Origin of the sequence: Aliivibrio sp. 1S175 (assembly GCF_001690985.1) — a bacterium.
GTDB lineage: Bacteria > Pseudomonadota > Gammaproteobacteria > Enterobacterales > Vibrionaceae > Aliivibrio.
In genome coordinates this window covers 317,549-340,486 of sequence record NZ_MAJS01000006.1, presented here as the reverse complement: position 1 = coordinate 340,486, position 22,938 = coordinate 317,549, and the positions used below count along the sequence as shown (strand labels likewise).

The following is a 22,938-nucleotide window of genomic DNA, read 5'->3' as shown; positions in this document are numbered from 1 at the left end:
AGGGTTGAAGCCATGCGGCTTCAACCCTTTTTAATTTGTCTATTTTCTTACTTAGGATCAGCGATTCAACTTAACGTTGTCTTGGTGCTGATTTTGGTGCTTTACCATTTGGAGAGAACTTAGTTCTGATCGGTTTTACACCATTAGCAGAAGGCTTTTTACCTTTTCCACTCGGTTTATTACTCGCTGGCTTAGCATCACCTGTAGTATTACGCTTCGCTGATGGCAGTGAGCTTCCTACTGGTTTTTTGTTATTACGACCACGACGGCCTGCTGGAGCTGGAGCACGATCATCAGTTGTACGCTCATCATGACGCTTAACAGCACGACGAATTTTTTGAGATTTAGATTTAGCACGCTTACGTGATTCTTTATCTACATCTAATAAACTTTCTTTTTCGTGTGGTAATTCAACCATTTCACGTAAGTAGTTTACTTCTTTAAGCTCAAGTTCCATCCAACCGCCGCGTGGCAATGCTTTCTCTAGGAAAATATCACCGTAACGAACACGTTTAAGACGGCTTACTGTTACGCCTTGAGAATCCCATAAACGACGAACTTCACGGTTACGACCTTCATTGATTACAACGTAGAAAGTATGATTCATACCTTCGCCGCCAGCATACATCACGTCTTCAAAACGAGCTTCACCATCTTCCAGTTTTACACCTGAAACAAGGTTTTTAACCATTTTGTCATTAATGTCACCGAATATACGACACATATATTCACGTTCAACTTTACGGCTTGGGTGCATTAGACGGTTTGCTAGCTCACCATCAGTAGTAAACAATAATAAACCCGCGGTGTTTGCATCTAGACGACCAACAGAAACCCAGCGAGAATCTTTAATTTTTGGTAAACGGTCAAAAACAGTACGACGACCTTCAGGATCGTGACGAGTACACAATTCACCTTCTGGTTTATGGTAAGCAAGAACACGACAGATAACTTCAGCTGATTCTTTTACCGATACAACATGTCCGTCAATACGAATTCTCGCATCAACATTTTCTAGGCGATCACCTAACTTTGCAATCTGACCATCAACACTAACACGATTAGACTGAATCATCGTTTCTAGTTCACGACGAGAACCTAAACCAGCTCGTGCTAATACTTTCTGTAATTTTTCGCTCATTTTTTACCTTATTATGTCGCCTTCACAGGCGTCAATTAACTTTATGAATCAAGAATCTAGATGGAATCCTCTATCATTCTCAATCACTTTAAAACTCTATAGCTAGTGATTATACAATAAGGTTGTGACGAATGGTAAAAAATTAAGCAAAAAAATATGCTAACAAACAATTTTACGTATGATGAAAAAAGGATACATACAACGAAATTTTATCACTAAAAGGAAAACAAAATGCAAAATCTCAACCGTTTATTTAATACACTGTCTATTAATCTAGAAAAGGAGGATGGACAAAAAAAAACAGGGTGACCATTTTATAGAAGCATTCGATTTATATTGTAAAGAGACAGGTAATCACAACCTAATACAAGAAATTATAGAAGACCGAAAACAGACCATATTAAGCCAATTAAACCATGCACACACCGGAAATTTAGCCGATGTCTTTTCAACTGATATAGCACAAAGAATCATAGGAAAAGAACCTAGTTCAAACCTGCCTTCACATTACTTTTTTATTGAACAATTAGCGCAACAAATATTTGGATGTTTATTGTCATTCTGGACTGAATTAGAGATATATCGGATAATTCAACATTCCGCTCTTTATAAGAACCTATCTCTAGCTGATATCCCTCAAACTTATGATTCTCATATAATCAACGAGCATTATCACTATGAAATCATCCCTGATATTGCTTTAGATAAACGCCTATTTTTCACTGGGTTTTGTTCTCATCCACTCCTTCTTTCTGATGCTATTGTATTAATTAATATAGAAACGTTTATTAAAGAACACAAATGGTATGAAATGTTAACCCTTCTTGATATTTCCTCAAAAGGAGAGCATTTTATTTTGTATCAATTTGGAGAACAACATACTTATCCAAATATTATCTCTTCTGCATTAATTAATTCCATTTCCATGTCTAATGAATGGTTATTTTTTAACGATTTTTTTCAAAATTCAAAATGGCCTCCCATTTACCAGGCGCACTCAGTATCTAACTTAAAAAACATAACAAAAATGGAAACCACATTAGATATAAACACATTAATCAATAAGCCATCAAATTACATGGAAAGTTGCTTTTTACATTCGATGTTAAATAAAGATAAAGCATGTGAGGCAATTAGACTTACCGTCAGCGGCGAAAAATCAAAAGCTAATTATCATTTATATTTGGCACAAAAAGGGTTAGCCAATGCCTTAAAAAATAGTGGTCGCGAAATCGTTTTTACCATTATAGAAAAACCCGCAATGGTTTTGTTTTACCAATCGATGAACATAGATTCGCCATTGTTATCACCCTATCTATTTACTAGTTCGCAAGACATCAATAAAAATGGAGTGATCACGTATAAAGGTCTCTGGCTTCTCAATAATGCAGTAATTGCTTTTAATCAATATAACTTTAAAGCGTACAATGTTAAGATTATTGAATTAAGAAAACTATTACGAAACAGTTGAGTTTTATAAATGCATCCAGCTTTACCTAAGGTCTATTTATTGTTACTAACCAGTGCTATGGTTTTGCTTTGGGTTGGCTTCTTTGTCCGTTTTCATTACAAGGAACGGACAAAGTTTAGTGCTAATATTTATTTTTCATACGTTTTATATGCTATTTTTATTGCTCTATGGATATTAAGCAATGCCTATTTCCAGTCTTCTTTATTAATTAGGTTTGATGAAAATATAGCTATACATATGGCGATTATTGCCAATATGACCGCCTATCTCGCTTTTGCCTTTGCTTTTTTATTTTCTTGCTACCTTGCATCAAATCGCCCAGAAAAAAAACTCTCTCCATGGCAACTGTGGCTAACCATCTTTGCTACTCTACTAGCATTTTTACTCAATATTATTCCAAATAAAACCATTAGTGGCGTAGATATTATTGCTCCAAGTGTATTTACTATTCAATTCGGCCCTTTAGCTCCTTTGTTTTTCCTTAACGCCTTTCTTTTTATCATTCTTACTATATTTAATTTTTTCAAATTAAGACGAAGCTCTATTAGATTAAACAAAGAAAAATCAGTGTACTTATTATTTGGCATTTTAATCTATATGCTATCAACAATCGTATCTCAGATAATTCTCCCTCTGATCTGGGCCGATTTTTCTTACACATGGTTAGCTCCTACATTATCATTAACTGAAGCTTTTTTAATGGGTTACACTTTAGTATACCATCGCCTTTATACTCTAAAATATATCTTCTATTGGGTATTATCATATAGCATAAATATAATTATTTATTTATTACCTATTATTATGATTTATAATGCAAACATAACCTTTAACTTGATATTGATAGGGTCTGGGATTGTTATTGGTTTACTATGGAAGCGTACTCTTAAAAAATCAAAATCTATTTCAAGTCTATTGATATATAAAAACAAAAAAACACCAGTTGAACAAATATTTGAGATAGCAGAAGAGTTTAAGTACTCTAGTCATGATGCTATCAAGAAACTTGCTACATTACTCGATACCCCACCAGAAGATCTTTTATTAGTTGGTGGCAACAGCAATTACAATATTTTCATTCCACATCTAAATCGTTCCAATTCAGCATTGGTAAAAGATGAACTCGATTATCAAATTCATTATGCTCCAGAGCAAGTTCAATCAGAACTTCATCAAGTCCAAAAAGAAATGGATTCAAAAAAAACAGCCCTAATTTTACCTATTTTTGGAAAAAACAAGCTTATCTCTCACCTACTTATTTCATCTAAAAAACGCAATGGTACTACTTTTTCAAATGAAGAAATTACAGCTATTCAATTTGTTTTAACTAAAGTTCAGGGCTATATAGAAAGTGAACAAAAAGTAAATCAATCACAAGCATTAGCTAACTCTATAGCTCATGAAATGCGAAATCCTCTATCACAACTCCAGTATCACTTTGAGCGTATAAAGACTTACTCAAGTAAAGCGAATATCAATAATGAATTACAGCAAGGTCAGTTAGCAATTCAACGCGGAGCTCAGCTTATCGATATTATTCTAAGTGAAAGTAAAGGGTCTAAAATTAATCAAAGTTTATTCCAGAACTATTCTATTTCAGTATTAACAACTCAATTCATTGATGAATATATTTTTGAATCAGACACAATTAAACATAAAATTAAAGTAGATCTACAAGACGATTTTATCATAAATGTTAACGATACTCTTTTTGGTTTTATTATTTTCAACTTATTGCGTAATGCTATTCACTACTTTGATACATATCAGAGTGAAATATCTATACATTTATTTAAAGGTAATGTATTCAACACGCTTGTTTTTAGAGACACTGGCCCTGGTATTAACGCTAATATATTACCAAACATTTTTAACGAATTTTTCACTTACAATAAAAAAGGTGGCAGTGGTTTAGGTTTATCTTATTGCCTAAGAGTAATGCATTCTTTTGGTGGTAATATTTCATGTTATTCTAAAGAAAATGAATTCACTGAATTTGTTTTGAGCTTTCCTAAAAAACCAAATGTTATTGATAGTGTTCTCCCACCATCAAAAAATCAAGACACACAAGACACACAAGACACACAAGACAATAATGAAAATATAAATAATACTGTCAAGACAGTTCTTATTGTGGATGACAAAAAATTACAACGGATGTTAATTCAAAATTTCATATCTAATAATAGAATTAATACTTTGCATGCAGAGAATGGTTCTCAAGCAGTCGATATGGTGAATAATAATGATGTAGATCTTATTTTTATGGATTCTCACATGCCAATCATGAATGGGGTAGAATCAGCCAAAATAATAAAAAAAAGCCATCCATTCATTCCTATAATAGCTTTAACTGGTGAAGCTGATCAGAATGAAATAGAAAAGATATCTATTGTTATGGATAGCTATCTCAAGAAACCTATTTCTAAATTTCATCTTCTGCAAAATTTAGATCAATGGTTATGGAAAATTTAATAAATTTCATTACATATGGGCAGTTTTCCATATAATAGAGAGGCTGAATATTACTCAGTATGTATTTACTCTTTATTAAGGAAATAAAAAATGAAGAACTTAAATCAACTATCAAAATCACTTTCATTATTTTCTGGCTGCCAAGTAGCACAAAAAAAACCACCGTCATACTTTTATAAAAATGCTACATATCTACTGTCAAAAGAATGACAAACCTACGCTTCTACAAGATATTATTGAAAATAGAAAACGCTCTATTTTAACCAAATTGAATGAACCAAACACAGGTAACCTTGCGTATTTATTTTCAACAAAAGAAGCGCTAGATATTATAGCAAAGCAACCCAGTACAACACTCCCTTCACATTATTTCTTAATTGAAAAATTAGCTCATCAATTGTTTGGTTGTCTACTAGCGTGTTGGACTGAATTAGAAATATACCGAACCATTCAGCGCTCTCTCAATTCAGATAAGCTATGCTCACTACAAACACATAAAAACCAATCATCAACATTAATAAATGGGCAATACCACTACGAAATAGTTACTGATATATCTACTGATAACCGCTTATTTCATACAGAATTTAGCCAACATCCTCTCTTTCTTTCTGATGCAATTGTTCTCATTAATATCGCAACCTTCATTAAAAAACATAAATGGTATGAAATGTTAAACATTTTAGATCTCTCTTCAAAAGGAGAGCATTTCATTTTGTATCAATTTAATGAAAACAGTCCCTATCCTACGATTATTTCTTCTGCATTAATTGAACCTTATCAAGATAAAAAAAATTGGCTTTTTTTTGATGACTTCTTTCAAAGTAACCAATGGAAAAATGAAACTTCAATCAATGCTTTAAGAAATATTTTTCCTGTTTTTAAAGAAAAACTAGGTTGCCATCCTAATAATAACTTCCCTATGTCAAGTATAGCCATTGAAGATAGCATATATGCATCTATCCCTAACAAAGCAGACGCTTGTGGTGTGATCCGTTTTACCGTTAATGGCCCGAGCTCAAAAATGAATTACTATATGTATTTAGCTCAAAAAGGGTTAGCCAATGCTCTTTACCAATCGGGCCGACATTACATTTTTTCCATTATAGAGCAACCTGCAATGGTACTTTTTTACCAAGCAATGAACCAAACTAATCGTAACTGTTCACCCTTCCTTTTTACTAGTTCGCAAGATATCAATAAATCGGGGTTAATCACATATAAGGGCATTTGTTTCACAAAGCATACAAGTAATGTTTTCAACCAATATGATTTTAAATTTTATAATGTTAAAATCATTCAAAGAAGAAGACAACAACAACAACAATGAGTTTAATATAAATGTTAATTGGCTTACCTAAAGATAATTTATTGCTATTTATCTCTGCATTCATTTTACTATGGGTAGCCTTCTTCATTCGGTCTTTATTTAAAGATCGAATGGAAGTTGATCCTAAAATTTACTATCCTTATATCGGTTATACTTTTTTTATTATAATTTGGATCTTAACTAACTTTTATTTCCAATCTAATTTATTGCTTTATTTTAGTGAAGATATCGCTATTGTTATGGCAATAACCGCAAATTTAGCTTCTTATTTTGCCTTTGCATTTGCCTTTTTATTTTCTTGCCGTCTTACATCTGCTAGAAAAAATAAAAAAATAGAACCTTGGCAGATGGTGTTGTTTTATATCGAAAGTATTTTCGCCCTGTCTATAAACTTAACTCCTAATTTAACAGTTACCGGTGTAACCATTGTAGAAAAAGGCAATTTCACTATTCACTTTGGACCATTTGCATCAATTTTCTTTATTAACGCATTTGTTTTTATTAGTTTAATTATTGTTAACTTTCTAAAGTTAAGAAAAAGTAAACTAAAGCTCAATAAGGTAAAATCCGTCTATTTATTGATTGGCATCCTAATATTCATGTCTTCAACAATCATATCTCAAATAATTATACCTATGATATGGCATGATTTTTCTTTTGCTTGGGTCCCTCCTGTGCTTTCAGTTACAGAAGCCGTTCTTATGGGGTATACTTTACTTTACCATCGCTTATACAGTTTTCGTTATATTTCTTATTGGTTAACTTCCTATGCATCAAACATGATGATTTACTTGTTTCCTGTCATTATTCTTTATACTCATAATGATAATAACTTACTTTACATCTCATCATTAACTATAATCATTACTGGTGTATTTTGGGATAAAACATTAAATAAAACAAAATTAGTTTCTAGCTTATTAATCTATCGAGATAAAAAAACACCCGTAGAAAAAATATACGCTATAGCGGATGAGTTTAAATACTCTAGTAATGAGGCCATGTCTACATTAGCTTCGTTACTAGATACTCCACAAGAAGAGTTATTATTGGTAGGGAAACACGCTAACTACAATATATTCATACCTCATTTGAACCAATCAAATTCGGCGCTAGTTAAAGATGAATTAGATTATCAAATTCATTATGCCCCTGAATTAAACAAATCCGATTTACATGCAGTTCAAAAAGAGATGGATTCGAAAAAAACAGCATTAATTCTACCTATCTTTGGTAAAAACAAGTTAATTTCCCACCTATTTTTATCACCAGAGAAACGTAATGGCTCAACTTTTTCAAATGAAGAAATTACAGCAATCCAATGGGTACTAACAAAAGTACAGGGTTATATTGAAAGCGAAAGAAAAGTAAAACAATCTCAAGCGCTTGCTAATTCAATTGCTCACGAAATGAGAAACCCTCTATCACAATTACAATATCATTTTGAACGTATTGGCAGTCATGCAAATGGAAAAGACATTGATATTGAATTGAAACAAGGGAAACTAGCAATACAGCGTGGAGCTCAACTTATTGATATTATTTTAAGCGAAGCAAGAAATTCAAATATTGGTCATGAACATTTAAATAACTATTCAGTTTCATCATTAACACAACAGTTCATAAATGAATACGCTTTCGAATCTGATAGTATCAGAAAACGAATTAAGATAGATCTCGAACAAGATTTTGTTATCAAGGTAAATGATACTTTATTTGGATTTATTCTTTTTAATTTAATACGCAATGCTATCCATTACTTTGACCATCCTGATTGCACAATATCTATCAAATTAAATAAAGGGAATACTTACAATACTCTAATATTTAGAGATACCGGTCCAGGCATAGACCCTAATATATTACCAAATATTTTTGATGACTTTTTCACTCATGATAAGGACGGAGGAAGTGGATTAGGCCTCTCTTATTGTTTAAGAGTAATGAATTCCTTTAATGGCCATATTTCTTGCTATTCAAAACATGGGGATTTCACTGAATTTGTATTAAGTTTCCCAACGATCAAAGATGAGCTAAACCATCCGGTTAATAATGAAACAATCACTCGTCTTGATAATGATGTCGAGCAAATTAATTTAATACATAAAACCGTGCTAATTGTTGATGACAAAAAAGTACAACGAATGTTAATTCAAACATTTATAAGTAGAAATAATATTCACATTCTTCAAGCAGAAAATGGCGCTAAAGCGATTGAAGTCATGAATAATAACGATGTAGATCTTATTTTTATGGATTCTAGAATGCCGGTAATGAATGGTATCGATGCGGCAAAACAAATAAAACACACTCATCCGTCAATTCCTATTATCGCTTTAACTGGTGAATCAGGTGACGATGAAGTAATGGAAATAACCGCGATTATGGATGGATATTTAACCAAGCCTATCTCTAAACTAAAACTTTTAGAATCCTTAGATCAGTGGTTATAAAAATAGCCAGTCACTGCTGGCTATTTTAAATCGGTATAAGCTTCTTTTAGAGTTACATTATTGAAACGGGGTAGGATCACCAGCACCAACACGTAAAACAGTTATCTCGTCATCACTAAAATCAACAACGGTTGTTGGTTGTTCACCTAAATACCCACCATTCATAATCAAATCCACGGCATGTTCAAGTTGATCACGGATAGCTTCTGGATCAGACTCCGCCACTTCATTACCTGGTAAAATCAATGTTGTAGACATTAATGGCTCACCCAACTCTTCCAAAAGAGCGAGGGCAATTTTGTTATCTGGCACACGCATACCTATCGTCTTACGTTTTGGGTTCATTAAACGACGAGGGACCTCTTTTGTCCCTTTAAAGATAAACGTGTACGCCCCTGGTGTATTATTTTTTAATAAGCGAAAAACACTGTTATCTACACGGGCATAAATCGATAATTCAGAAAGATCACGACACAACAAAGTAAAGTTATGTTTATCGTCTAAACGACGGATCTGACAAATTCGCTCTAGTGCTTGTTTATTTTCTAACTGGCAACCGAGCGCGTAGCCTGAATCAGTTGGGTAGATAACGACCCCTCCATCACGAATAATCGCAACAGATTGACTAATTAAGCGAGCTTGTGGGTTCTCAGGATGTACATAAAAAAACTGGCTCATCATTCCTCCTGCTTAGCAGGTCATTGTTATATTAATTATAATCTAGAACTTACTCAAAGGTAGGTAAATTCCATTCTTGCCATACAGGAATTGGCCCTTCAGGCAGCCATAAATTTCTTCCAAGCTCTGTCCAAGGTGACGGATAATGAAAATCAGAACCTTGTGAGGCTTGTAACTCGTAATGAGTCGCATAATCTGCAAGCACTCTACGTTCTTGCACACCTTGTTGCGGTAATGCAACTTCCATTGCATCACCTTTCGCTTCAGCAAAAGCCGCTAATAAACGTTTTATCCATTTTGCCGTTAAATTATACCTACCTGGGTGAGCTAATACTGCGATTCCACCTGCATTATGAATGACGTTAACCGCCTCTTCAATAGAACACCAATCCGGTGGGACATAGCCTATGTTATTGCGTGTTAAAAACTTTTTAAACACTGCTTGCATCGTTTTTGCATGACCTTGATCGACTAACCACTTGCCAAAATGTGCTCGTGTTAATGACCCGCCATTTGCCAAAGCGACTGCACCTTCTAGCGCCCCTGCGTAACCTGCTTTTTCAAGACGCTCTGCCATTTTTCTTGCACGAGAATCTCTACGCTCTGCTTGTTGCTCTATCAATGCAATTAATTCAGGGTGATTAACATCAACATTAAGGCCTACAACATGAATATCCTTGTTACTCCATAATGTAGAAATTTCAATACCATCAATTAAATGCACAGGTAATGCTTTCTCTTTAATCGCTTGATGTGCTTCCACTAAGCCAGCGACCGTATCATGATCGGTAATTGCTAAGACTTTTACATCAAAACTTACGGCTCTTTCTACTAATTCAGTAGGTGACATGCGTCCATCTGACGCAGTTGTGTGACTATGTAGGTCTATTTTCATAATTATTCTTGACTTTCACCTCGCGTACTAGTTTACTGGTACGCAGTTAAACACTTTCTCACCAATATATTATTGGTTTTAATAGTAGGTACTTTATGTCACAGCTTAGCAAACAACAAGCATTCTTAAAAACTAGCGTGATGACTCAACGTTGGTGGCACTACTTCGGGTAGTGTTTTTATGCTTAATTAATTTCGACATAAAAACCTTACCCGCCCTTTTGCGGGTTTTTTTATGCCTTAAGCACAACCAATCAGTAAAACTAATAATAGATGAAAATCTAAACAGTCAGTCATTCAGCCCTCACAAGTTTTAAGAAAAGAGTGGCAACAAAAGTGAAATATGCGACTATGAAAACCAATAAAAATGTAACACCAATTCAACGTATTAGCAGGGAGGCTGTAATGCAGTCATCATACTCAAAAGATGGTCAATTAGAGTTACTATGTCTTGATGTGCCATATGTTTCTGATCCTACGGAACTGTATTCAACATTATGCGCAAATCAAGCAATGAGCTTATTGCTTGAATCCGCTGAAGTAGATTCAAAACAAAATTTAAAAAGCTTAATGCTCATTGATGCTGCAGTACGAATTCATTGTTTTAATAAAGAAGTGGTTTTAGAAGCATTAACTCTTAATGGAGAGCATTTATTACACTCGCTGTCTCATTCTCTCCCAGCGTCTCTCATTACTCAATCATCTCCGACAAACCTAACGCTATACTTCCCTGACATAAAACAAGATCTGGATGAAGACAGTCGCTTACGTGAGCTTTCTTCTTTTGATGCACTGCGTATTATCCAGCATCAATTTGATTTAACCGGGCTGCCCTCTAATGCACTATTTTTAGGCGGTTTATTTGCCTATGATTTAGTGGCGAATTTCGAGAACCTTGGTAATGCAGAAACAACCAATAAGTGTCCTGACTATGTGTTTTATGTGGCGGAATCACTTTTGGTCATCGATCACCAAACCGAGTCTTCGGTACTTCAGGGCTCACTGTTTAATGCTGATGAGACTATCAAAATCAGTGTTTCTGCTCGACTTCTAGAAATAAAAGAATTTTGCTCAGAGCCACATACGGTTCCTGCGGCCCCAACACTAGAACGTTGTGACGCGATCCCAAGTGTATCAGATGAAGATTTCTGTCAAACCGTATTAGATTTAAAAGAATTTGTTATTAAAGGCGATATTTTCCAAGTAGTTCCTTCTCGTCGATTCACTCTTCCTTGTCCCGCGCCATTAGCGGCTTATCGTGAACTGAAAATTGGTAACCCAAGTCCTTATATGTTTTATCTGCAAGATCGCGATTTCACCCTGTTTGGTGCATCGCCTGAATCTGCATTGAAATACGGCAAAGAAACAAACCAAGTTGAGATTTATCCAATTGCAGGAACACGTCAACGTGGTAAAAACAACGATGGTTCTATCAACCATGATTTAGACAGCCGCATTGAATTAGAACTGCGTTGTGATACCAAAGAAAACGCAGAACACATGATGCTAGTTGATTTGGCTCGTAATGATGTGGCTCGTATTTCAGAAGCAGGCACTCGCTATGTGGCTGATTTATTAAAAGTCGACCGCTACAGCCATGTTATGCATCTGGTTTCTCGTGTTGTTGGTCAACTTCGAGGGGATCTTGATGCCCTTCACGCTTACCAAGCATGTATGAATATGGGGACATTAACGGGCGCTCCAAAGATCCGTGCTATGCAGCTCATTCGTGACGTAGAAAAAACACGCCGAGGCACTTATGGTGGCGCTGTTGGTTATTTAACAGGCGATGGCAACATGGATACTTGTATTGTTATTCGTTCAGCCTATGTTGAAGACGGTATCGCTCAAGTTCAAGCCGGAGCTGGCGTGGTGTATGACTCTGACCCACAAGCGGAAGCCGATGAAACTCGTGGTAAAGCCCAAGCAGTGATCTCTGCAATTCAAAAAGCACACTTAGCTCAACCAGTAAGCACTAAGGAGAAAAACTAATGGCTCATATTGTATTACTCGATAATTTCGACTCCTTTACTTATAACTTGGTTGATCAATTTCGCTCCCTTGGTTACCCAGTCACTATTTATCGAAATAGTTTGTCAGCCGTGGCTTTTGAAGAGGCGGTAAATAAACTAGAAAATCCGGTAGTTGTACTATCTCCAGGACCAGGCGCGCCATCCGAGGCAGGCTGTATGCCTGAAGTCATTCAACGCTTAAAAGGCAAAGTACCTATGATTGGGATTTGTCTTGGTCATCAAGCGATTGTAGAAGCGTATGATGGGACAGTTGCAGGTGCTGGTGAAATCGTTCATGGTAAATCTGCAATGATGAGCCATAACCAACACGCTATTTTTGATGGGTTACCAAATCCACTTTCTATTGCACGTTACCACTCTTTGGTGGCAACAAAGGTAACCGATAAATTAACCATTACCGCAACCGTTGATGATTTAGTCATGGCGGTGATCCAAGAAGAAGACAAAGTGTGTGGGTTCCAATTTCACCCTGAATCCATTTTAACGACGCAAGGCGCTGAGCTACTAATTAATACATTAAACTGGGCTTTAAATTTAGATTCAAGCCGTTCAGATAATAAAGAATAAGGATATTCGCATGACTCAAATTGAAGCCATTTTTACTAAATTATACGACCAAATTTCTCTTTCAGAAGCGGAAAGCCAAGTCCTTTTTGATGCAATAATTAAAGGTGAGTTAGATCCTATTCTACTTACCGCAGCCCTAACCTGTTTGAAAATAAAAGGCGAAACGCCTAACGAAATTGCAGGCGCAGCTAAAGCACTGCTTGATAATGCCAATGAATTTCCTCGCCCTGATTATGATTTCGCAGACATTGTTGGTACCGGTGGTGATGGTTCAAATACGATAAATATATCCACCACAGCAGCCTTTGTGGCAGCAGCCTGTGGATTAAAAATCGCAAAACACGGCAACCGTGGTGTATCAAGTAAATCAGGATCTTCTGACTTATTAGATTCATTTGGTATTAATTTAGCCATGTCAGCAGAAGACACACGAAAAGCGGTTGATGATTTAGGCGTTGCTTTCTTATTTGCGCCTCACTATCACGGTGGTGTTCGACACGCGATGCCAATTCGTCAAACCATGAAAACACGCACCATCTTTAATATTCTTGGTCCTTTAATCAACCCTGCTCGTCCAAACATTGAATTAATGGGCGTATACGATGAGTCTCTGGTTCGCCCTATCGCAGAAACCATGGTGAATATGGGAATGAAACGCGCAGCGGTTGTCTTTGGTTCTGGTTTAGATGAGGTTGCCATTCACGGCCCAACCACCGTTGCAGAAATTATTGATGGCGAGATCAAAGAGTACACATTAACGCCTGAAGATTTTGGTTTAGACACGCATCCGCTTGAATCAATTAAAGGCGGAGAGCCAGAAGAAAACAGAGCGATTATTACTGATATTCTGACAGGTAAGGGGACTGACGCTCAGCTGGGCGCTATTGCAGTTAATGTTTCACTATTAATGCGTCTGTTTGGTCATGAAGATTTAAAAGCCAATGCACAAAAAGCCATTGATGCGATGAACTCAGGTAAAGCATTTGAGCTAGTTCAACAACTGGCTGCACGAGGATAATAAAGATGACACAACAATTGTCTGAGCACATCTCAGTAGAAAATACCCAAATGGCTGAAGTGCTTGTAAAAATTGTCAAAGATAAAGCAATTTGGATAAATGAGCGCAAAGAAACACAGCCTCTTGATACCTTTAAGAATGGCCTAACTAGCTCTGATCGCAGTTTTTACCAAGCATTAAAAACAGGCAAAACTGAGTTTATTCTGGAATGTAAAAAAGCATCGCCATCAAAAGGATTAATCCGACAAGATTTTGATCTTAACTACATTGCTTCAGTCTACAACAAACACGCCAGTGCTATTTCTGTGTTAACGGACGAAAAGTATTTCCAAGGCAGTTTTGATTTCTTACCCATTATTCGTGACCAAGTTAATCAGCCTATTCTGTGCAAAGATTTTATGATTGATGCATACCAAGTCTATTTAGCTCGCCATTACGGTGCAGATGCAATTCTACTCATGCTTTCAGTGCTTAACGATGAAGAATACAAAGAGCTTGCAGAAGTTGCTCATTCATTTGGCATGGGTGTACTCACTGAAGTCAGTAATGAAGAAGAGTTACACCGAGCGGTCGCATTAGAAGCGCAAGTGATCGGCATTAACAACCGTAATCTACGTGATTTATCCACTGATTTGAACCGCACTAAAGAGCTTGCACCGCTACTGCCAAAAGGCACAACCATTATTTCTGAGTCTGGTATCTATAACCATCAGCAAGTAAAAGATCTAGCAAAACACGCAACAGGCTTTTTAATTGGCAGCTCATTAATGGCAGAAGAAAACCTAGAACTAGCAGCACGAAAAGTGATTCTAGGTGAAAACAAAGTCTGTGGCTTGAGTTCTATTGAAGATGCAAAAGCCGTCTATGATTCAGGTGCAGTGTATGGCGGATTAATCTTTGTAGAAAAGTCCCCTCGTTATGTATCAATAGATACAGCTAAAGCAATTACTCAAGCAACCACGTTGAATTATGTAGGCGTTTTCCAAAACGATACAGTGTCTACTGTTGCACAACGAGCGAATGAACTATCTCTTGCGGTGGTTCAATTGCATGGCTCTGAAAGTGAAGAATACATTGCAGAGCTAAAACAACAGCTACCAAGTGGTTGCCAAGTGTGGAATGTTATTTCTGTGTCAGATGACGCACAAAGCATTTCCCTTCCTCAAAGTCTTGCTGATAAAGTGTTGGTAGATTGTAAAGTAGGCACTCAAGCAGGCGGGACTGGCGTTAGTTTTGATTGGAGTAAACTACCACATAACAACATTATGCTCGCCGGTGGTTTATCACTAGACAATACCAAACAAGCAGCACAACTTGGTTGTTACGGATTAGATTTCAACTCTGGTGTCGAATCGGAACCAGGTAAAAAAGATCACAAAAAATTACGCGCCGTATTTAGCGCATTACGAGATTATTAAGGAAAATATCATGGCAAAATTAGATGCCTACTTCGGTGAATATGGTGGTCAATACGTTCCACAAATTTTAGTACCTGCATTGGACCAACTTGAGCAAGCCTTTATTGATGCTCAAGCAGATGAAGATTTCCGCGCTGAGTTTATGACGTTACTGCAAGAATACGCAGGTCGTCCTACTGCACTTACGCTTTGTCGTAACCTAACCAAGGGTACTAAAACTAAACTGTACCTAAAGCGTGAAGATTTACTGCACGGTGGCGCTCACAAAACTAACCAAGTATTAGGTCAAGCGCTGCTCGCTTTACGTATGGGTAAAAAAGAGATCATCGCTGAAACGGGGGCTGGCCAACACGGCGTTGCGACTGCTCTTGCTTGTGCTCTACTTGGCTTAAAATGTCGTGTTTACATGGGCGCTAAAGATATTGAACGTCAAAGCCCGAATGTATTCCGCATGGAATTAATGGGGGCGACAGTGATCCCTGTTCATTCAGGTTCATCAACGCTAAAAGACGCCTGTAATGAAGCACTACGTGACTGGTCTGCAACTTATGAAACTGCGCATTACCTATTAGGGACAGCAGCTGGCCCTCACCCATTCCCAACCATTGTTCGTGATTTCCAACGTATGATTGGCGAAGAAACAAAAATGCAGATCCTTGCTCGTGAAGGCCGTCTGCCTGACGCGGTTATTGCTTGTGTTGGTGGTGGTTCAAACGCCATTGGTATGTTTGCGGATTTCATTGAAGAAGAAAATGTAAGATTGATTGGTGTCGAACCAGCAGGTAAAGGCATTGATACCGACCAACATGGCGCGCCACTTAAGCATGGTAAAACGGGTATCTTCTTTGGTATGAAAGCGCCATTGATGCAAGATGAACATGGTCAAATTGAAGAATCTTACTCTGTCTCTGCTGGGCTTGATTTCCCATCGGTTGGTCCACAACACGCGCATTTGAATGCCATTGGCCGTGCTGAATATGGGTCAGTGACCGATGATGAAGCACTAGAAGCATTCCAAATCTTAGCAAAAGGCGAAGGTATTATTCCTGCATTAGAATCGTCTCACGCTCTGGCTTATGCACTTCAGCTAGCCCATGCTGAACCAGAAAAAGAACAGCTGTTAGTTGTTAACCTATCAGGTCGTGGTGACAAAGACATTTTCACTGTTCATGACATTCTAAAAGAAAAGGGAGAAATCTAATGGATCGTTATCAAGACCTCTTTGCTAAATTAGCAGACAAAAACCAAGGTGCCTTTGTTCCTTTTGTAACGATTGGCGATCCAAACCCTGAGCTGTCTTACCAGATCATGGAAACCTTAATTGAATCAGGTGCAGATGCACTTGAATTAGGGCTCCCATTTTCTGATCCCTTAGCGGATGGTCCAACAATTCAAGGTGCAAACATCCGTGCATTAAACAGTAAAACAACGCCTGTCGTATGTTTTGATTTAATCGCAAGGATCCGAGCTAAATACCCTGATACCCCAATTGGTCTATTGGTTTACGCTAACCTTGTGTTCGCAAATGGCATTGATACTTTCTACGCTAAATGCCAACAAGCCGGTGTGGATTCTGTTTTGATTGCAGATGTACCAACCAATGAGTCTGAAGAATTTAGAGCAAGTGCACTCAAGCATAATGTTCACCCTATCTTTATAGCTCCACCATCTGCATCAGATGAAACGTTAGAAACCGTTGCTAAATTAGGTGGTGGCTACACTTACCTTCTTTCTCGTGCTGGTGTTACCGGTGCAGAAACCAAAGCAGGTATGCCTGTTGCTCAACTATTAGAGCGCTTAAACCAATTTGATGCACCACCTGCTATCTTAGGTTTTGGTATTTCAGAACCATCTCAGGTAGAAGAAGCGATTAAAGCTGGTGCTGCGGGGGCTATTTCAGGCTCAGCGACCGTAAAGATCATTGAACAGAATCAACATAATCCAGCCGCTTTACTTGAGGCTCTTTCAACGTTTACTTCATCGATGAAAGCGGCAACACAAAAATAACATCTAACATCTTACCCCATTCCAAAAGAGCCTTCTGTAGGCTCTTTTTTTTTCTTCCAATTGTCCTTTGCAATTTTAATACGTTAAATATTAATTAGACTGAGCAAGCCACGTTCGTAATTAAACATGTAAATGCGCACAAAAAAGAAACAAACAACCTACAAAAACCGCGTAACTTTAAACCCATTGTGCAACAGTGTTGCTAGATGTAAATTTTAAGTGTACAACACCCTCCAAGATATTTAACTAATAAATACATTTTTAACAAGGTGTACAAGTTGCACCTTGTTTAAAAAATAGAATAGAGGTAAATAAATTGTTACAGAAAAAAGGGCTTCTCAACAATATTGGCGTTCAAGTCGTTATAGCCATGATCGTAGGTACCATGGTTGGTGCAACAATGGGCCAATCTGCCGCTATGTTTGCTCCATTAGGTACGATTTTCATTAACCTAATAAAAATGCTAGTGATCCCACTGGTTGCTGTTGCTTTAATCTCTGGTGCTGCTGGGCTAGGTAATAGCAGTAATGCAGGTAAAGTGGGTTTTACAACATTAAGTTATTTCGGAATCACTTCTGCACTGGCTGTTGCATTAGCTCTATTTATGGGCGAGGTTTTCGAACCTGGTAAGGGAATTGATGTTTCCGGTGTTGAAGGCATGTTCTCTTCTGCCTATGCAGCAAAAGGAGAGCTTCCAACGTTCTGGGCAACCATCACAGGCATGATCCCAACCAACGTTTTTCAATCACTAAATGAAGCAAACATTTTGCAAATTCTCGTTTTCTGCTTATTTTTTGGTATTGGTCTTTCTAAATTAGAAAAGAAACGCCGCGAACCAATGCTCAATGCAGTAAATGCTATTGTAGATGTCATGGTGTGGATGATTAACAAAGTAATGATCATTGCTCCAATAGGTGTCTTTGGTTTAATGGCAGAAGCTGTGGGTACGTTTGGGTTTGGCGCACTAATGGTGGTGTTTAAATTATTCATTGTTTATATCGCAGCTATTCTAATTTTTGGTTTTATTGCTTACCCACTAATGGTTGGCCTTCTAACCAAAACCTCTGCAAAGAAATTCCTGATTGCAATGAAGAAACCGCAAGCCGTTGCGCTATCAACCGCGTCTTCAATGGCAACCCTACCTGTGACGATGGAAACGGTTGAGAAAGACTTAGGTGTTCGTAACTCTACCGCATCATTTGTTCTGCCATTAGGCGCAACCATCAACATGTCTGGTAATGCAATTTACTACGGTCTAGTAGCTATCTTCTTTGCTCAACTGTTCAACATTGATCTGTCAATTGGTGCTTATGTAGCAATTATTGTGACATCAACACTGGGTGCTGTTGGTCAAGCAGGTGTTCCTGGCCCCTCTTTCCTAGTGGTTGCGGTACTACTTGCTGCTGGTATTCCAATCGAAGGTCTACCACTGCTATTCGCATTAGACCGAATCTTTGACATGATCCGTACTGCTCTCAATATTACCGGAGATGCTGCGTGTGCCGTAATTGTTGACTCAATGGTTGAAGACACAGTAGAAACAACGACAGAAAATAAAGAAGCGTAAATTCATTACGTCCGTACATCAAATATCGTTAAGCCGACTCACACTTGATCTTTCTAGTTGAAAGCGTATGAGTTGGCTTTTCTTTTTAGCCAATAGTACGCATAAAATGTAACAAGCAATTTTTAGCGATTCCCTCCCCTGTAAATTTTAGATACACTCGCTACATAATTAATTATTGGCTCAACCTATAAATATGAAACAGATTTTAGATTTTATCCCACTGATTATCTTTTTTACCCTGTACAAAATGTACGATATTTACACTGCAACAGGCGCACTTATCATAGCGACAGCGGTTCAACTTGTTTTGACTTATGTTCTTTATAAAAAAGTTGAAAAAATGCAGCTAATCACCTTTCTTATGGTGACCGTCTTTGGTGGCATGACGATCTTCTTACATGATGACAACTTCATAAAGTGGAAAGTAACCATCGTATACTGCGTCTTTGCGGCGGGTTTATTAGTCTCTCAAATTATAGGTAAACCTGTAATTAAAGGTATGCTAGGCAAAGAAGTGACGCTAACTGATCCTCAATGGAACAAGATCAACTACGCTTGGATCTTATTCTTCACAGTATGTGCAATTGCCAACTTATACGTGGCATTTGAAATGCCATTAGATGTATGGGTTAACTTTAAGGTATTTGGTTTACTTGGACTAACCTTCTTATATACTTTATTTACTGGTATGTACGTATATAAACATATGCCAAAAGAGAAAAAAGAAGAACAAGAGTAATCTTAATTTCCCTTTTTTATTCTTCATTTAGCCAAGAAATTATTTAAATCGTTGATTTTTAATCACCATAAATAAGACCTAATACTTAAAAAATAATCATAACCGTGCTGTTTTACAGCACGGTTTTTTTATATCTATTTTTTTGTGGTAAACTCAGCATAATTTCATTTTTAGCTGTATTGGAAATCAATTTGACAAGCCCATCATCTCTTGGACAAGCCCCTAAAGGCCAACTCCTTTTACGTACTCTTTCAATGCCAGCAGATACCAATGCCAATGGTGACATTTTTGGTGGATGGATTATGTCTCAGCTCGATTTAGCTGGCGGGATCCTAGCTAAAGAGATCTCTGGTGGACGTATTGTTACCGTCTCAGTTTCTAGTATTACCTTCAAAAAACCAGTAAAAGTAGGTGATGTAGTCTGTTGCTATGGCGAATGTGTAAAAATTGGTCGAACATCCATGACAATCAACCTTGAAGTATGGATTAAACCGGTAAAAGAGCACGGTGTAGGCGAACGTTTTATGGTCTGTGACGCCACATTTAACTATGTTGCGATTGATTCAAGCGGAAAACCGCGCCCAATTCCGAAAAGTGCGTAGTAATTACAATTTTTCTTATTAATTATCAAAAAGCTCTGGTTTATCGCTAGGGCTTTTTTTATGATGGCTCTATCAATGATGATAAAAAATAAAAGGATTCAACTATGTGGTATGTAATTTTTTCTCAAGATGTTGAAAATAGCTTAGAACGTCGTTTAAGTGTTCGAGAAAAACATCTAGAGCGCCTTACTCAACTGCAAAATGAAGGCCGTTTATTAGTCGCAGGGCCCATGCCTGCAATTGATTCTGAAAACCCAGGAAGTGCTGGATTTACAGGCTCAACAGTTATTGCAGAATTTGATTCTTTGGATGCTGCAAAAAAATGGGCTAACAATGACCCATATATTGATGCAGGGGTTTACGCTGATGTAATCGTAAAACCATTCAAAAAAGTACTTCCTGCTTAATATTAATGATATGAATTTATAGTAAATATAAGCTCAAAAACCATAAAGAACTATAATGAAAAAACTTATTTTGACAGCGTTAAGTGTCCTCATTCTTTCTGGATGTGCCTCTAACGAACAACAACAAGAAATAGAAATGCTTGCCGATTATCGTGCCAGTATCCTTGCGAGTTCACTTCCTTTAGAGATGGGCCCACTCACTCTAATTCAAGTAAAAGAAAAACAAGGAGTGGTTGAAATGATATTTTTAGATAGTGGTAATGGTGAGATTAGCACAAATCAAATCATTGAACAGAGCATTACAACTTACTGTGGAAGCAAAGAAATCCGCCCGGTGTTAAAAAAAGGTGTCGCTTACCGCTACCTTATTCGTAATGCTAGAGGTCAAAAACAGAATGATATTTTTGTTAATGAGCAGTCGTGTTTAGATCGTAAACCAACCGAAGAAGAGTAATACAAATAAAAAATGGTCTGATATTTACTCAAATATGAGGCCATTTAACTTGCCGTTTTAATGCCTTTTCCTCCTACTTGTAAACACTATACCTAAGTTATACCTACAACACTTCCCATGTAACATCCCTAAATATAACGAAACTTAATAGCTATTATCAAAAATTAACAAAATATTTAATGACAAGCTTAATAATAAGAGATACCGTTAATGAAAATGATTATCACTACCAAGACTTCATGACTATAACACACAAAGATTATTCTAAAATTGCCTTTCCATTCATTATATCAACTGTCACTCAACCTTTATTAGGTGCTGTTGATACTGCAGTTATTGGGCAAATGGGCATTGCTGAATTAATTGGCGGCGTGGCTATAGGCACCGTTATCATGAACACCATCTATTGGTTATTTGGCTTTTTTCGTGTCAGTACGACAGGACAAAGCGCAATAGCTTTAGGAAAAGGATGCCAATCGAGTTTAATAAATAGCTTAATGAGGCCATTTATTCTTTCTGCATCTGTCGGCTTCATCTTTATTATTTTCCAATCATTCATTTGGCAAGGAGCCCTTTGGGTAATATCTCCAGACCCCCTTGTTGCTGAGCAAGCTCATTTGTATTTTTGCATTCTAATTTATGGCGCCCCTTTCGTTCTAATAAACTATTCCATTATCGGATGGTTAATGGGGCAAGCAAAAGCAAAAGAGACCCTCTATACGCAGGTTTTTGGTAACCTGCTAAATATCGTGCTTGATGTTATCTTTGTTTTCTACTTTGATCTTGGTGTCGCTGGCGTCGCTTACGCTAGTTTAATTGCTCAAATCACAACCTTTATTATTGGAATAACCATCGTACTGAAAACAAGTAACATCCCTGTATCTGCATTTTTACAATCCACAAAGATCAATAAAAAAGAGTTATCTGCAATCGTATCATCTAACTCTGATTTATTAATTCGCACTGTCTGTATCTTAATATTTTTTAATATGATCGCCCGTACAGGCTCTCAACTTGGAACTGACGTTTTAGCAACTAATGCCATTTTAATGCAGATCACTTTTATTATTAGCTATATGTTTGATGGCATTGCTAATGCCTCAAGTGTATTTGCAGGAAAATCCGTAGGTCAAAAAGATCAAGCAATGTTCAACCAAGTAATAAAACTCAACGCTCAATGGACTGCAGGGTTCATTATTCTTCTTACATTACTAATTGTCATATTCAGAAATAGCCTTATTCTGCTATTTACCGATCAAATTGAACTTATAACGCTTTATCATACAATGGCACCTTGGCTTATTATATTTCCACTCGTCGCTGGATTTGGCTTAACTACTTACGGTATTTTTACAGGGACGGGGACAACTCGACCTGTTAGAGATTCAAGCCTAGCTACACTATTCTTATTTTTAGTGATGCTAATGTTCACTGTGAACTGGTGGGGAAATCATGGTCTTTGGTTTGCATTTACAGCCTTCTACCTTGGCCGAATTATGTTTTTATACCCATTTATTTATAAAATAAAACAGAAAGTCATTTAATTTAAATATACAAATAAAAAGCATATAACTTGATGGATCCTCAGTTTTAAACTAAGGGAGGCTCATTAAAATTAATTTGTTGTTAAATTACTCAGTTGTTAACTTTTTGCACTTTTCATTATCTTTTCAAAATGATATTA

18 protein-coding genes and 1 pseudogene are annotated in these 22,938 nt (G+C 36.9%); 16 read left to right on the top strand and 3 right to left on the bottom strand.

The window, feature by feature from the left end:
* Positions 1–70: 70 nt before the first annotated feature.
* On the bottom strand, positions 71–1,141 hold the full coding sequence (rluB, locus tag A6E06_RS03505) for a 23S rRNA pseudouridine(2605) synthase RluB (protein WP_065591656.1): 1,071 nt from the start codon (positions 1,139–1,141) through the stop codon (positions 71–73).
* Between the two features lie 286 nt (positions 1,142–1,427).
* Between rluB and A6E06_RS03500 the strand changes: the two genes are divergently transcribed.
* The 4 genes and pseudogenes from A6E06_RS03500 to A6E06_RS03485 all read left to right on the top strand — a co-directional run bounded on the left by A6E06_RS03500 (position 1,428) and on the right by A6E06_RS03485 (position 8,870).
* Positions 1,428–2,612 (top strand): acyl-homoserine-lactone synthase, encoded by a 1,185-nt coding sequence (locus tag A6E06_RS03500; RefSeq protein ID WP_065591655.1) that lies wholly within the window; start codon positions 1,428–1,430, stop codon positions 2,610–2,612.
* 9 nt (positions 2,613–2,621) lie between these two features.
* The gene (locus tag A6E06_RS03495; RefSeq protein WP_065591654.1) at positions 2,622–5,087 is read left to right on the top strand and encodes a response regulator; all 2,466 of its coding nucleotides are present in this window, start codon (positions 2,622–2,624) and stop codon (positions 5,085–5,087) included.
* A gap of 169 nt (positions 5,088–5,256) precedes the next feature.
* A pseudogene (locus A6E06_RS03490) lies at positions 5,257–6,417 on the top strand (acyl-homoserine-lactone synthase); the annotation flags it as partial.
* 11 nt (positions 6,418–6,428) lie between these two features.
* Positions 6,429–8,870 carry a hybrid sensor histidine kinase/response regulator gene (locus A6E06_RS03485; RefSeq protein ID WP_065591652.1) on the top strand — a complete coding sequence of 814 codons (2,442 nt, stop codon included), beginning with the start codon at positions 6,429–6,431 and terminating at the stop codon, positions 8,868–8,870.
* A gap of 57 nt (positions 8,871–8,927) precedes the next feature.
* Here A6E06_RS03485 and A6E06_RS03480 read toward each other — a convergent pair whose 3' ends face one another.
* A complete protein-coding gene (locus A6E06_RS03480; protein WP_065591651.1) occupies positions 8,928–9,548 on the bottom strand; it encodes an L-threonylcarbamoyladenylate synthase in 621 nt (206 codons plus the stop codon).
* Positions 9,549–9,597: 49 nt separating this feature from the next.
* Positions 9,598–10,443, bottom strand: a complete 846-nt coding sequence (locus A6E06_RS03475; RefSeq protein WP_065591650.1) for a PHP domain-containing protein — start codon at positions 10,441–10,443, stop codon at positions 9,598–9,600.
* A 404-nt stretch (positions 10,444–10,847) separates the two neighbouring features.
* On the opposite strand from A6E06_RS03475, the gene A6E06_RS03470 reads away from it, so the two are divergent.
* The 12 genes from A6E06_RS03470 to A6E06_RS03415 all read left to right on the top strand — a co-directional run bounded on the left by A6E06_RS03470 (position 10,848) and on the right by A6E06_RS03415 (position 22,798).
* Entirely contained in the window at positions 10,848–12,434 is a 1,587-nt protein-coding gene (locus tag A6E06_RS03470; RefSeq protein WP_083190270.1) for an anthranilate synthase component 1, read from the top strand.
* Positions 12,434–13,042, top strand: a complete 609-nt coding sequence (locus A6E06_RS03465; protein WP_065591648.1) for an aminodeoxychorismate/anthranilate synthase component II — start codon at positions 12,434–12,436, stop codon at positions 13,040–13,042. Before A6E06_RS03470 ends, A6E06_RS03465 begins: the two co-directional genes overlap by 1 nt.
* A gap of 10 nt (positions 13,043–13,052) precedes the next feature.
* Entirely contained in the window at positions 13,053–14,060 is a 1,008-nt protein-coding gene (trpD, locus tag A6E06_RS03460) for an anthranilate phosphoribosyltransferase (RefSeq protein WP_065591647.1), read from the top strand.
* A gap of 5 nt (positions 14,061–14,065) precedes the next feature.
* A complete protein-coding gene (gene trpCF / locus A6E06_RS03455) occupies positions 14,066–15,478 on the top strand; it encodes a bifunctional indole-3-glycerol-phosphate synthase TrpC/phosphoribosylanthranilate isomerase TrpF (RefSeq protein WP_065591646.1) in 1,413 nt (470 codons plus the stop codon).
* A gap of 10 nt (positions 15,479–15,488) precedes the next feature.
* The gene (trpB, locus tag A6E06_RS03450; protein ID WP_065591645.1) at positions 15,489–16,679 is read left to right on the top strand and encodes a tryptophan synthase subunit beta; all 1,191 of its coding nucleotides are present in this window, start codon (positions 15,489–15,491) and stop codon (positions 16,677–16,679) included.
* Positions 16,679–17,485: a tryptophan synthase subunit alpha gene (trpA, locus tag A6E06_RS03445; protein WP_065591644.1), complete on the top strand. Its 807-nt coding sequence runs from the start codon at positions 16,679–16,681 to the stop codon at positions 17,483–17,485. Before trpB ends, trpA begins: the two co-directional genes overlap by 1 nt.
* A gap of 316 nt (positions 17,486–17,801) precedes the next feature.
* Complete coding sequence (locus A6E06_RS03440; protein ID WP_141676876.1) at positions 17,802–19,052, top strand: dicarboxylate/amino acid:cation symporter; 1,251 nt, start codon at positions 17,802–17,804, stop codon at positions 19,050–19,052.
* Between the two features lie 193 nt (positions 19,053–19,245).
* Complete coding sequence (locus A6E06_RS03435) at positions 19,246–19,791, top strand: septation protein A (protein WP_065591642.1); 546 nt, start codon at positions 19,246–19,248, stop codon at positions 19,789–19,791.
* A gap of 191 nt (positions 19,792–19,982) precedes the next feature.
* A complete protein-coding gene (gene yciA / locus A6E06_RS03430) occupies positions 19,983–20,393 on the top strand; it encodes an acyl-CoA thioester hydrolase YciA (protein WP_141676875.1) in 411 nt (136 codons plus the stop codon).
* A 104-nt stretch (positions 20,394–20,497) separates the two neighbouring features.
* A complete protein-coding gene (locus A6E06_RS03425; protein ID WP_065591641.1) occupies positions 20,498–20,800 on the top strand; it encodes a YciI family protein in 303 nt (100 codons plus the stop codon).
* A 55-nt stretch (positions 20,801–20,855) separates the two neighbouring features.
* Complete coding sequence (locus A6E06_RS03420) at positions 20,856–21,254, top strand: GspS/AspS pilotin family protein (RefSeq protein ID WP_065591640.1); 399 nt, start codon at positions 20,856–20,858, stop codon at positions 21,252–21,254.
* Between the two features lie 239 nt (positions 21,255–21,493).
* Positions 21,494–22,798 carry an MATE family efflux transporter gene (locus A6E06_RS03415; protein ID WP_065591639.1) on the top strand — a complete coding sequence of 435 codons (1,305 nt, stop codon included), beginning with the start codon at positions 21,494–21,496 and terminating at the stop codon, positions 22,796–22,798.
* Positions 22,799–22,938: the final 140 nt, after the last annotated feature.